The organism is Aquibium sp. A9E412, from assembly GCF_030398335.1.
Classification (GTDB): domain Bacteria; phylum Pseudomonadota; class Alphaproteobacteria; order Rhizobiales; family Rhizobiaceae; genus A9E412.
Window position 1 is genome coordinate 1 of sequence record NZ_JAOAOP010000093.1, and the last position, 10,756, is coordinate 10,756.

The following is a 10,756-nucleotide window of genomic DNA, read 5'->3' on the forward strand; positions in this document are numbered from 1 at the left end:
CATCAGACTGCGCAGAAAACGCGCTGCCAGAAACAACCAATACCTCGCTCACATCCTCCAGCCCTTGCCGCGTTAACCCGGATTCACTGCCGTGCGCCGGCCGGGCCGGTCAGGCGACGTCGAGCACGATCTTGCCGATGTGGCTGCCTTCCTCCATCCGCTCGTGCGCGCGCCAGGCCTCGGCGAGCGGGAAGATCATGTCCATCACCGGCGCCACCTTGCGCGCGGCCAGAAGCGGCCAGACCTGGTCCTCGAGCTCAGCGGCGATGGCGCCCTTCACCGCCACCGGCCGGGGGCGCAGCGTCGAGCCGGTGTGGGTGAGCCGCTTGCGCATCAGCCGCGAGAAGTCGGCCGTCGCCTTGGCGCCGCCGAGCAGCGCGATCTGCACGATGCGGCCGTCCTCGGCGGCGGCCGCGTAGTTGCGGTTGACGTAATCGCCGGCCACCATGTCGAGGATGACGTCGGCGCCGCGCCCGCCGGTCATCTCCTTGATCGCGGCGACGAAATCCTCCTCGCGGTAGTTGACCGCCCGCTCGGCGCCGAGCTCGCGGCAGGCGCGGCACTTCTCCTCGCTGCCGGCGGTGACGGCGACGCGCGCGCCGAAGGCGACGGCGAGCTGGATCGCCGTGGTGCCGATGCCCGACGAGCCGCCGTGCACCAGCAGCGTCTCGCCCTGGCGCAGCGCGCCGCGCTGGAAGACGTTGTGCCACACGGTGAAGAAGGTCTCGGGGATCGCCGCCGCCTCGGTGAAGGTGAAGCCGTGCGGGATGGGCAGCGCGTTGCTCTCGTGCACCGTGCAGTATTCGGCGTAGCCGCCGCCCGGCGTCAGCGCCGCCACCTTGTCGCCGACGCTCCAGCGGCCGACGCCCTCGCCGAGCGCGGCCACCTCGCCGGCCGCCTCCAGGCCGGGCAGCTCGGACGCGCCGGGCGGCGGCGGATAGGCGCCCTGGCGCTGCAGCACGTCCGGCCGGTTGATGCCCGCCGCCTTGACGCGAATCAGGATCTCGCCGGGACCGGGCTCGGGCACGGCGCGGGTTTGCGGCTTCAGCACCATCGGCCCGCCAGGCTCGGTGATGGCGATCGCCGTCATGCGTTCGGGAACCGCTTTGCCCATTGCCATGCGCCTGACCTTCCTTGCTGTTGTCCGCCGGCTTGCGTAGGTTTTCGCACCGGCCCGCCGAGTATGTATCGTGCCGTGCCGCCGCGGCAAAGGGAGGGACACGATGGCCATCTTCGACGACCAGCCGAAACGGCCGCCGGACGGCCACGTCATCGGCCAGGACCTGTCGCTGCTGTCGGTCGCCGAGCTCGACGCGCGCATCGCCGCGCTCAGGGCCGAGATCGCCCGGCTGGAGGCGGAGCGCGAGGCCAAGGGTGCCACCAAGGCGGCGGCCGAATCGCTGTTTCGGCGGGAGTGAGCGCGGCGCCTTCATGATGCCACCTTTGCGGCGATGACGGCGCGGCAGACCCTGCCGCCCGCCGCGTCCCGCGAGCCTTCCGCCCGGAGCCCCGATGCTTTCTCCCTTCGCCTCGATCGTCTCGCTGCTGTTCGGGACCGCGTTCCTGCTCACCGCCTCCGGCCTGCACGCGCTGCTGCTGCCGATCCGCGGCCAGGCCGAGGGCTTCTCCGCGACCGCGCTCGGCCTGCTCGGCACCTCGTGGGCGGCCGGCTTCGTGGCCGGCTGCTTCGTGGCGCCGTGGCTGGTGCGTCGGGTCGGCCATGTGCGCGCCTTCGGCGCCTGCGCGGCGACGGCGGCGATCATAGCGCTGCTGACCGGCATGATCGTCGATCCGGTCGCCTGGGTGCTTCTGCGCGTGTTCACCGGCTTCGCCATGGCCGGCGCCTTCATGGTCATCGAGAGCTGGCTCAACGAGCGCGCCACCAACGAGAACCGCGGCACGGTGTTCGGCGTCTACATGATCGTCACCTATGTGGCGATCATGACCGGCCAGATGGTGGTGGCGGTCGGCGACACCGCCACCGCCATGCTGTTCATGACGACCGGCATCCTGTTCTGCCTGTCGCTGATCCCCACCGCGGTGTCGACCGCGGTGGCGCCGCAGCCGCTGACGCGCGTCTCGCTCGACCTCAAGGGCCTGTTCGCCAACTCGCCGGTCGCCTTTCTCGGCTGCCTGCTGGTCGGCACGGCGAACGGCGCCTGGGGCACGCTGGGTGCCGTCTACGGCGCGCGCATCGGCATCTCCACCTTCGAGATCGCGCTGATGATGAGCCTGGCCGTGGTCGCCGGCGCGGCGCTGCAGATGCCGATCGGCCGCGCCTCGGACCGCACCGACCGGCGCTTCGTGATCGCCGGCGGCGCGACCGGCGCGGCGCTGTTCGCGCTCGTCGTGTTCTTCGCCGCGCCGCGCGACGCCGTCTTCATCATCGTCCTGGCGACCGCCTACGGCGCGCTGTCCTACACGCTCTACTCGGTGACCGTGGCGCACGCCAACGACCACGCCGCGCCGGAGGATTTCGTCAAGGTGTCGGGCGGCCTGCTGGTGCTCTACGGCTTCGGCACGATGATCGGCCCGCTCGCCGGGGCGCTGTTCATGGAGTGGCTGCGCCCGGAGGGCCTGTTCCTCGCCACGGCGCTGGCGCATCTGCTGCTCGCCGGCTATGCCGCGCTGCGCATCAGCCGCCGCGCGCCGGTGCCGCTCGAGGAGCGCGAGGCGTTCAAGACGCTGCCGGCCGAGCGCGCGGTGACGCCGCAGGCGGTGATGCTCGACCCGCGCGCGGAAGGCGATGCGGAGGTGCAGGAGGAGACGCCGGAGGGACAGGCCGGCGACCATCCGCCGGCGGCAGGCGAAGCCGCGGTGGCGGGCGCTGCCGGCGACCGGCCGGGCTGACCGCCGACCGGGTCGACGGGGCGCACCGCCGCCCGGAGGCAGAGACCGGCGCGACGCAGGGGTGGCACGCCGGCGCGCGACAGGCGGGCGCACTGCGGAGCGGGCCGGCGGCCGCTTGGCGGCCGGCGTGGCACGGTGCGGGTGCCCGGAGCCGGGCCGGCGGTCACCGGGCCCGCGCCGCGGCCTTCAGAGCCGACCTGCCATTCACGGAATCGCAGATCGGCTCCAAGTTGTTTGTTCTAGCGCATTTGCGAACGGCGAACCGGTTCCGACGTCGCCGGCAAACGCCATGTCAGTGGGTGGTGGGGGCCGTCCTCAGCTTTTCCATCTCGTCCTTGATGGCCAGCTTGCGTCGCTTGAGCCGCGAGATCTCCAGCGCGTCGACCGAGGGATGCGCCATGGCCTCGTCAATCTGCCGTTCCAGATTGCCGTGCCTGCGCTGCAGCTCCGCAAGGTGGGATTCAAGAGACATGGTGGACTCCCTTCGCTAGGTTCCTCGTACCCGTCGCAAGGGATGAACCGCCGACACGCCCTTGTGACGGGACGATGACAGTGTGCCATCTCCGTGGCGGCTTGTCGAATGGCGCGGCGTCGCATTTCCCACAGGCGCGAAATGTGCTAGGCCTATGCTTTCAGCATTGCCGCGGCCGCGGTGCGCCAAGCCTGGCGCTCCGGCGACGCCGGCCCAGCCAACGGACGCCATGTCTGACCAGGAACAGGCCGAGATTCGTCTCGAGTTCGCGCGTCTGAAACAGGATCATGCCGATTTCGACGCCGCCATCAACGCCATGGTGGCGACGGGATGCGACCCGCTGCAGATCCAGCGCATGAAGAAGAAGAAGCTGGCGGTGAAAGACCGCCTCAAGGACCTGGAAGACCGCATCATTCCCGACATCATCGCCTGAGCGGCGGGCGCCGGCCCGAGCGGGGCAGGGCGCGGACCTGCGCGGCGTCGCGGACAGGCGGCGAAATCCGTCGCACAGGCCATGACGGCGTCCGAAAAGCGCTTCACACGTTTCGGCATCATGGTCTAGACCAGCGCGGCGCATCGCCGCCGCCCGCCGGGGCGCGGCCGGCGCGACAAGGGGGACCGCCATGGCCGACGGCGCGGACGTCTGTATCATCATGGGAAGCCAGTCCGACTGGGCGACGATGCGGCATGCGGCCGACACGCTGGCCGCGCTCGGCGTCGGCCACGAGGCGCGCATCGTCTCGGCGCACCGCACGCCGGAGCGGCTCTACGCGTTTGCCCGCGGCGCGCGCGCGGCCGGCCACAAGGTCATCGTCGCCGGCGCCGGCGGCGCGGCCCATCTGCCGGGCATGGTGGCGGCGCTGACGCCGCTGCCGGTGTTCGGCGTGCCCGTCGAATCGAAGGCGCTGTCGGGCCAGGATTCGCTGTTGTCGATCGTGCAGATGCCGGCCGGCATTCCCGTCGGCACGCTGGCGATCGGCCGCGCCGGCGCCGTCAACGCCGCGCTGCTGGCGGCCGCCGTGCTGGCGCTGACCGACGAGGCGCTCGCCGCGCGGCTCGACGCCTGGCGCCGCGACCAGACGGAGGCCGTGGCCGAGACGCCGCAGGATGCGCCGTGAGCGGCCCGCTGGCGCCCGGCGCGACGATCGGCATCGTCGGCGGCGGCCAGCTCGGCCGCATGCTGGCGGCCGCCGCCGCGCGGCTCGGCTACCGCACGATCGTGCTCGAGCCGCAGCCCGACTGCCCGGCCGCGCAGCTCGCCAACCGGCAGGTCGTGGCCGCCTATGACGACCCGGCCGCGCTCGCCGAGCTGGCCGACGGCGCGGCGGCGGTGACCTACGAGTTCGAGAACGTGCCGGTCGCCGCGGCGCGCCGGCTGGCCGAGCGCGTGCCGGTGTTTCCGCCGCCGGCCGCGCTCGAGGCGGCGCAGGACCGGCTGGCCGAAAAGCGCTTCCTCAACGCCGCAGGCGTCGCCACGGCGCCCTACGAGGCGGTCGACGACGCGGCGGGGCTCGCCGCCGCGCTCGCCCGGCTCGGCGGCTCCGGCGTGCTGAAGACGCGGCGGCTCGGCTATGACGGCAAGGGCCAGCGTGTGCTCGACCGGCCGGCGCCCGAGGCGCTGGCCGAGGCCTTCGCCGCGCTCGGCGGCGTGCCGCTCATCCTCGAGGGTCTGGTGCGCTTCGAGCGCGAGGTCTCGGTGATCGCCGCGCGTGGCCGCGACGGCGCGGTCGCCGCCTACGACCTGGCCGAGAACGTGCATCGCGGCGGCATCCTGCACAGCTCGACCGTGCCGGCGGCCGTGTCCGACCGCACGGCGCAGGCGGCGCGCCAGGCGGCCCGCGCCATCCTCGAGGCGCTCGACTATGTCGGCGTGATCGGCGTCGAGTTCTTCGTGCTGGCCGACGGCTCGCTGCTGGCCAACGAGATCGCGCCGCGGGTGCACAATTCCGGCCACTGGACGGAGGCGGCCTGCGTGGTGTCGCAGTTCGAGCAGCACATCCGCGCCGTCGCCGGCCTGCCGCTCGGCGCGCCGGGTCGGCACAGCGACTGCGTGATGGAAAACCTGATCGGCGACGACGTGGCGCGCGCGCCGTCGCTCCTCGCCGAGGCCGACCTGGCGCTGACGCTCTACGGCAAGGCCGAGGCGCGGCCCGGCCGCAAGATGGGCCATGTGACGCGGCTGACCGGGCGCGTCCGGTTGTGAGGCCGCGCCTGTCCGGCGGCGTCCGCCCGGCCGCCGCGCGCTCCCTCGGCGAAGGGCCGGCCGCCGCGCTTTCCGCAGGAGGCTCGCGACGCCGTCACACGCCCCAAAGCCCGATCACCGCGCCCATGATCAGGGCGACGCCGAGCCAGTGGCCGGCGTCGATCAGGGTGAGGTCCCAGCCGAAGCCCTGATAGCGCTGGTTGACCGTGACGGTGGTCGCCATGAAGCCGAGCCAGACGAAGGCGCCGGAGACGACGCCGTTCCACAGCGTCACCTGGCCGTCGCCGAGATGGCCGATGATGCCGGCCAGCACCCAGGCCATCACGAGCTCGGCGAGGAAGCCGGTGACGAACAGGCCGGCGCTCATCCGCGCCTCGGCCGGATCGATGCGCGCGGCCTTCATCCACGGCTTGCCGAGCAGGCCGTAATAGGCGGCGCCGAAGACGAAGCCCGCCAGCGCGGCGGCGACGACGGCGACATAGCTGATGCCGGCAAAGACCATGCGATGCCCCTCCCCTTGCGGCGCGCCCGCGCCCGGATTGAACGCCGGCCGGCGCGCCGCGTCAAGCGAGCCGCCAGACCGTGGTGCGCTTGACCTCGGCGTCCTCGAGCGCGCGGGTGACCGGCACCCGGTAGGTGGCGAGCGGCTCGAGCCCGGTACGCGGCAGGTAATGGCGTCCGGGGTCGCCGACGAGCACGGCCGCGCCACGCCGGGCGAGGTCGGCGAACCACGGCATCAGCCGGTCGGCCAGCGCCCGGTCGTAGAACACGTCGCCGGCCAGCACGACGTCCCAGCCGGCGTCGCGGCCGATCCAGTCGGAGCCGGAGAACGCCACGGCGACGCCGTTGGCGGCGGCGTTGAGCGCCACCGCGGCCTCGGCGAGGGGATCGATGTCGGCGGCGGTGACGGACCGCGCGCCGGCGCGCGCGGCGGCGATCGCCACCAGCCCGGAGCCGGCGGCGACGTCGAGCACGCTGCGGCCGGCGACGACGGCCGGACGGTCGAGCACGTAGCGGGCCAGGCCCTGGCCGCCGGCCCAGGCGAAGGCCCAGAAGGGCGGCGGCAGGCCTTCGGCCTCGAGCTCGGCTTCCGTGCGCTGCCACAGCGCGTGCGCCTCGTCGGCCAGGTGCAGGCGAAGCTCCGGCACGTGCGGCGGCGCCAGAAGCGCGGTGTTGGCGCGGATGAAGTCTCGCGGGTCGCGGCCCGGCCGGTTCACGGCACCCGGTCGAGACCGCCCATGCGGCAGATCTCCGCCCACTCGTCGTCGGCGACCGGCTGCACCGAAAGCCGCGAGTTGTTGACCAGCACCATGTCGGCGAGCTTCGGGTTCTGCTTGATGGCCTCGAGCGTGACCGGCTTCGGCATGTCGGCGACGGCGCGGATGTCGACGCACTCCCAGCGCGGGTCGTCGGTCGTCGAGTCGGGATGCGCCTCGGCGCACACCTCGACGATGCCGACGATCTCCTTGCCGTCCTGCGAGTGGTAGAAGAAGCCGCGATCGCCCTGCTTCATGGCGCGCATGTTGTTGCGCGCCTGGTAGTTGCGCACGCCGTCCCACTCCTCGCCGGCCGCGCCGCGCTGCTTCTGCTGCTGCCACGACCAGGTGGAGGGTTCGGACTTGAAGAGCCAGTGCGCCATCATGCGGTCTCCGGTTTGTTGAACACCCAGCTCCACGGCCGGATCTCGACGCTGTCGAACAGGCCGGCCACGGCATAGGGGTCGGCGGCGGCGATGGCCGCGGCCGCCGCGCGGCTCTCGGCCTCGACGGCGACCATGCTGCCGCACGGCTTGTCGTCGGCGTCGAGGAAGGGGCCGGCGAATTTCAGCACGCCGCGCGCGTTCAGCCCCTCGAGATAGGCGACATGGTCGGGCCGCGTGGCAAGCCGCGTCTCGAGGCCGCCCGGCCGGTCGTTGCACAGGATGGCGTAGATCATGCCGTGGTTCCCTTTCTCGCGCCCTCAGGCGTGCTCGTGCTTGAGCGGGCGGGCGAGCAGCTCGTCGACCGCCGCGGCGATGGTCAGCCGGCCGTCGAGCAGCCGGTCGACGGCATCGACGATCGGCGCCTCGATGGCGTTGTCGCGCGCCAGACCGGCGGCGACGCCGGTCGTCGCCACGCCCTCGGCGAGCGGCAGGCCGTCGAGCGCGTCGCCGCGGCCGAGCGCCATGCCGTAGGCGAAGTTGCGCGACTGCGCCGAGCCGCAGGTGAGAAACAGGTCGCCGAGCCCCGACAGGCCCATCACGGTCTCCGGCGCGGCGCCGAAGGCGGCGGCGATGCGGCGCAGCTCGACGAAGCCGCGCGTCACCATGGCCGCCTGGGCGCTGGCGCCGAGCCCGGCACCGGCCACCGCGCCGGCGGCGATGGCGAAGACGTTCTTGAGCGCGCCGCCGAGCTCGACGCCGGTCAGGTCAGCCGACGAGTAGCAGCGAAAGCGCGGCGCCGTCAGCGCGGCGGCGAGGCGGGCGGCGTCCTCGGCGTCGGCCGCCGCGACGGTGACCGCCGTCGGCAGGCCGCGCGCCACGTCCTCGGCGAAGCTCGGACCGGACAACACGGCGAGCGGATGGTCGGGCAAGACTTCGCCGGCCACCGTCGACAGGCGCTGGCCGGTGCCGCGCTCCAGCCCCTTGGCGCACAAGACGACCGGCACGCCCGCCGCCAGCAACGGCCGCACGGTGCCCAGCACCGCGCGCATCGTCTGCGCCGGCACGACGGCGAGCACCGTCTCGGCATCGCCGAGCGCGGCGGCGAGGTCGCCGGTCGGCCGCAGCCCGGCGTCGAGCGCGACGTCGGGCAGATAGCGCGCGTTGCGGCCTTCCGCGGCGATGCGCGCGGCGTGCCCGGCGTCGCGCGCCCACAGCCGCACCGGGTGCCCGGCGCGGCGCATGGTGAGCGCCAGCGCGGTGCCCCAGGCGCCGGCGCCCAGCACGGCGATGCGCCGCGGCGCGCTCATGCCTTGGCTCCGCGCCGGCCGTGGCCGACCAGCGGCGCGGCGGCGGCGTCGAGCGGCCAGCGGGCGCGCGGCGCGGCGTCCATCGCGTCGGCCTCCACCAGACCGGCCGCCAGGCGCTCCAGCCCGGCCCAGGCGATCATCGCGGCGTTGTCGCCGCACAGCGCCGCCGGCGGCGCGACGAGGCGGAAGCCGGCCGCCCGGCAGGTCTCGCCGAGCGCGGCGCGCAGCGCGCGGTTGGCCGCAACGCCGCCGGCGACGACGAGAACCGGATCGGCGAGCGCGGCATGCTCGGCGCGGAAGCGGGCGAGCGCGCGCGCCACGCGGTCGCCGACCGCCTCGCTCACGGCGGCCTGGAAGGAGGCGCAGATGTCGGCGACGTCGCCATCCGACAGCGGCGCGATGGCCTCCGCGGCCTGGCGCACGGCGGTCTTGAGACCGGAGAACGAGAAGTCGGGGCGCGCCTCGCCGCGCATCGGCCGGGGAAAGGCGAAGCGGGCGGCGTCGCCGGCCGCCGCCGCGCGCTCGACGGCCGGGCCGCCGGGATAGGCCAGGCCGAGCAGCTTGGCCGTCTTGTCGAAGGCCTCGCCGAGCGCGTCGTCGATGGTGCTCGCCCAGCGCCGGTAGTCGCCGACGCCGCGCACCTCGACGATCTGCGTATGGCCGCCGGAGACCAGCAGCAGCAGATAGGGAAAGGCGAGGCGGTCGGTGAGGCGCGGCGTCAGCGCGTGGCCTTCCAGGTGGTTGACGGGCACGAGCGGCTTGCCGGTCGCCGCGGCCATCGCCTTGGCGGTCACCAGCCCGACGATCAGCCCGCCGATCAGGCCGGGGCCGGCGGTGGCGGCGACGGCGTCGATCTCGCTCAGCCGCACGCCCGCCTCGTCGAGGGCGGCGGCGATGACGGCGTCGAGCGCCTCGACATGGGCGCGCGCGGCGATCTCCGGCACCACGCCGCCGAAGGCGGCATGCTCGGCCGCCTGCGACAGAACGACGTTGGACAGGATGTCGCCGCCGCCGTCCGGCCGGCGCGCGACGACCGCGGCGGCGGTCTCGTCGCAACTCGTCTCGATGCCGAGGACCCGGGTGACCACAAGCGCTGTTCCCTGTGCCGCCCGGTCGCGCCCCGCCCTTCGCGAAGGGGGTGGCGCGCGGGCCGCATGCGGGTTATCACGGTGGCCTCGCCATGCAAACAGATGTCTTGAAGATCGGAACGCGCGGCAGCGCCCTGGCCCTCGCTCAGGCGACGGAGACCCGTGACCGGCTGATGGCCGCGCACGGGCTGCCCGAGGAGGCCTTCGAGATCGTCGCGATCTCGACCAGCGGCGACCGCATCCAGGACCGCGCCCTGGCCGAGGCCGGCGGCAAGGGCCTGTTCACCAAGGAACTCGAGGAGGCGATGTACGACGGGCGCATCGACATCGCCGTGCACTCGTCGAAGGACATGCCCACGGTGCTGCCCGAGGGGTTGGAGCTGTCGGCCTTCCTCGAGCGCGAGGACGTGCGCGACGTCTTCATCGGCCGCGCCGCCGCGCGCATCGCCGACCTGCCGCAGGGCGCGCGCGTCGGCACCTCGTCGCTGCGCCGCCAGGCGCTGGTGCGGCGCATGCGCCCCGACCTCGAGGTGCTGCTGTTCCGCGGCAACGTGCAGACGCGGCTGCGCAAGCTCGACGAGGGCGTGGTCGACGGCACGCTGCTGGCGCTCGCCGGTCTCAACCGGCTCGACATGGCGCATGTGGCGACCGACGTGATGACGCCGGAAAGCTTCCCGCCGGCTCTCGGCCAGGGGGCGGTGTGCGTGGAAAGCCGCATCGGCGACACGCGGGTGCGCGACCTGCTGGCGCCGATCGACCATCGCGAGACCGGCATCCAGCTCGCCTGCGAGCGCGCCTTCCTGGCCGCGCTCGACGGCTCCTGCCGCACGCCGATCGCCGGCCATGCGCGTCTCGACGGCGAGCGGCTCAGCTTTTCCGGCACGATCCTGCGGCCCGACGGGCGCTCGGCGCACGAGATCGCCCGCGAGGGCGCGGCGTCGGACGCCGCGGCGATCGGCAGCGAGGCGGGCGCTGCGATCCGCGCCATGGCGGAGCCCGGCTTCTTCGACGGCTGGCACTGAATGCCGCGCCGCATCCTGGTGACGCGGCCTGAGCCGGGCGCCAGCGAGACCGCCGCGCGGCTGGCCGAGCGCGGCCATGTGCCGCTCGTCCTGCCGCTGACGCGCATCGCCGGCCTCGCGCCCGCGCCCGACCTGCCCGCGGCGGCCGGCCGTGCCGACGCGGTGGTCGCGG

14 protein-coding genes are annotated in these 10,756 nt (G+C 73.8%); 6 read left to right on the top strand and 8 right to left on the bottom strand.

The genetic code is table 11. The annotated features are described in order from the left end of the window. Positions 1–109: 109 nt before the first annotated feature. Positions 110–1,114, bottom strand: coding sequence for an NAD(P)H-quinone oxidoreductase (locus tag N1F89_RS19340; protein WP_290086090.1), 1,005 nt, complete (start codon positions 1,112–1,114; stop codon positions 110–112). A 109-nt stretch (positions 1,115–1,223) separates the two neighbouring features. On the opposite strand from N1F89_RS19340, the gene N1F89_RS19345 reads away from it, so the two are divergent. Together N1F89_RS19345 and N1F89_RS19350 are read left to right on the top strand one after the other, a co-directional pair. Continuing rightward, positions 1,224–1,418: a DUF1192 domain-containing protein gene (locus N1F89_RS19345; protein ID WP_290086076.1), complete on the top strand. Its 195-nt coding sequence runs from the start codon at positions 1,224–1,226 to the stop codon at positions 1,416–1,418. Between the two features lie 94 nt (positions 1,419–1,512). Continuing rightward, positions 1,513–2,850: an MFS transporter gene (locus N1F89_RS19350; RefSeq protein WP_290086077.1), complete on the top strand. Its 1,338-nt coding sequence runs from the start codon at positions 1,513–1,515 to the stop codon at positions 2,848–2,850. 292 nt (positions 2,851–3,142) lie between these two features. On the opposite strand, the gene N1F89_RS19355 is transcribed toward N1F89_RS19350, so the two are convergent. Beyond that, the gene (locus N1F89_RS19355; RefSeq protein ID WP_290086078.1) at positions 3,143–3,322 is read right to left on the bottom strand and encodes a DUF465 domain-containing protein; all 180 of its coding nucleotides are present in this window, start codon (positions 3,320–3,322) and stop codon (positions 3,143–3,145) included. A 229-nt stretch (positions 3,323–3,551) separates the two neighbouring features. Here N1F89_RS19355 and N1F89_RS19360 point away from each other — a divergent pair, with 229 nt between their 5' ends. The 3 genes from N1F89_RS19360 to N1F89_RS19370 all read left to right on the top strand — a co-directional run bounded on the left by N1F89_RS19360 (position 3,552) and on the right by N1F89_RS19370 (position 5,525). Continuing rightward, complete coding sequence (locus N1F89_RS19360; RefSeq protein WP_290086079.1) at positions 3,552–3,755, top strand: YdcH family protein; 204 nt, start codon at positions 3,552–3,554, stop codon at positions 3,753–3,755. 190 nt (positions 3,756–3,945) lie between these two features. Continuing rightward, on the top strand, positions 3,946–4,440 hold the full coding sequence (gene purE / locus N1F89_RS19365) for a 5-(carboxyamino)imidazole ribonucleotide mutase (protein WP_290086080.1): 495 nt from the start codon (positions 3,946–3,948) through the stop codon (positions 4,438–4,440). Then, positions 4,437–5,525, top strand: a complete 1,089-nt coding sequence (locus N1F89_RS19370; RefSeq protein WP_290086081.1) for a 5-(carboxyamino)imidazole ribonucleotide synthase — start codon at positions 4,437–4,439, stop codon at positions 5,523–5,525. The genes purE and N1F89_RS19370 overlap by 4 nt, the downstream gene beginning before the upstream one ends. Positions 5,526–5,619: 94 nt before the next feature. On the opposite strand, the gene N1F89_RS19375 is transcribed toward N1F89_RS19370, so the two are convergent. The 6 genes from N1F89_RS19375 to tsaD all read right to left on the bottom strand — a co-directional run bounded on the left by N1F89_RS19375 (position 5,620) and on the right by tsaD (position 9,562). Beyond that, on the bottom strand, positions 5,620–6,027 hold the full coding sequence (locus N1F89_RS19375; protein WP_290086082.1) for a DUF1761 domain-containing protein: 408 nt from the start codon (positions 6,025–6,027) through the stop codon (positions 5,620–5,622). Positions 6,028–6,088: 61 nt separating this feature from the next. Then, entirely contained in the window at positions 6,089–6,742 is a 654-nt protein-coding gene (locus N1F89_RS19380; protein ID WP_290086083.1) for a methyltransferase, read from the bottom strand. Then, positions 6,739–7,164, bottom strand: coding sequence for an EVE domain-containing protein (locus N1F89_RS19385; RefSeq protein WP_290086084.1), 426 nt, complete (start codon positions 7,162–7,164; stop codon positions 6,739–6,741). Before N1F89_RS19385 ends, N1F89_RS19380 begins: the two co-directional genes overlap by 4 nt. Next, positions 7,164–7,460 (bottom strand): YciI-like protein, encoded by a 297-nt coding sequence (locus N1F89_RS19390; RefSeq protein ID WP_290086085.1) that lies wholly within the window; start codon positions 7,458–7,460, stop codon positions 7,164–7,166. The genes N1F89_RS19385 and N1F89_RS19390 overlap by 1 nt, the downstream gene beginning before the upstream one ends. Positions 7,461–7,484: 24 nt before the next feature. After that, the gene (locus N1F89_RS19395; protein WP_290086086.1) at positions 7,485–8,474 is read right to left on the bottom strand and encodes an NAD(P)H-dependent glycerol-3-phosphate dehydrogenase; all 990 of its coding nucleotides are present in this window, start codon (positions 8,472–8,474) and stop codon (positions 7,485–7,487) included. After that, complete coding sequence (gene tsaD / locus N1F89_RS19400) at positions 8,471–9,562, bottom strand: tRNA (adenosine(37)-N6)-threonylcarbamoyltransferase complex transferase subunit TsaD (RefSeq protein ID WP_290086088.1); 1,092 nt, start codon at positions 9,560–9,562, stop codon at positions 8,471–8,473. The genes N1F89_RS19395 and tsaD overlap by 4 nt, the downstream gene beginning before the upstream one ends. A gap of 92 nt (positions 9,563–9,654) precedes the next feature. Here tsaD and hemC point away from each other — a divergent pair, with 92 nt between their 5' ends. Continuing rightward, positions 9,655–10,584 (top strand): hydroxymethylbilane synthase, encoded by a 930-nt coding sequence (gene hemC / locus N1F89_RS19405; protein WP_290086089.1) that lies wholly within the window; start codon positions 9,655–9,657, stop codon positions 10,582–10,584. The last annotated feature ends 172 nt before the right edge of the window (positions 10,585–10,756 follow it).

Excerpts from the sequence above, each read along its gene's own strand:
- N1F89_RS19340 (WP_290086090.1), bottom strand. The coding sequence starts at position 1,114 with ATGGGCAAAGCGGTTCCCGAACGCATGACGGCGATCGCCATCACCGAG.
- N1F89_RS19395 (WP_290086086.1), bottom strand. The coding sequence starts at position 8,474 with ATGAGCGCGCCGCGGCGCATCGCCGTGCTGGGCGCCGGCGCCTGGGGC.
- N1F89_RS19355 (WP_290086078.1), bottom strand. The coding sequence starts at position 3,322 with ATGTCTCTTGAATCCCACCTTGCGGAGCTGCAGCGCAGGCACGGCAAT.
- hemC (WP_290086089.1), top strand. The coding sequence starts at position 9,655 with ATGCAAACAGATGTCTTGAAGATCGGAACGCGCGGCAGCGCCCTGGCC.
- N1F89_RS19360 (WP_290086079.1), top strand. The coding sequence starts at position 3,552 with ATGTCTGACCAGGAACAGGCCGAGATTCGTCTCGAGTTCGCGCGTCTG.
- N1F89_RS19345 (WP_290086076.1), top strand. The coding sequence starts at position 1,224 with ATGGCCATCTTCGACGACCAGCCGAAACGGCCGCCGGACGGCCACGTC.
- N1F89_RS19350 (WP_290086077.1), top strand. The coding sequence starts at position 1,513 with ATGCTTTCTCCCTTCGCCTCGATCGTCTCGCTGCTGTTCGGGACCGCG.
- N1F89_RS19375 (WP_290086082.1), bottom strand. The coding sequence starts at position 6,027 with ATGGTCTTTGCCGGCATCAGCTATGTCGCCGTCGTCGCCGCCGCGCTG.
- purE (WP_290086080.1), top strand. The coding sequence starts at position 3,946 with ATGGCCGACGGCGCGGACGTCTGTATCATCATGGGAAGCCAGTCCGAC.
- N1F89_RS19390 (WP_290086085.1), bottom strand. The coding sequence starts at position 7,460 with ATGATCTACGCCATCCTGTGCAACGACCGGCCGGGCGGCCTCGAGACG.
- N1F89_RS19385 (WP_290086084.1), bottom strand. The coding sequence starts at position 7,164 with ATGGCGCACTGGCTCTTCAAGTCCGAACCCTCCACCTGGTCGTGGCAG.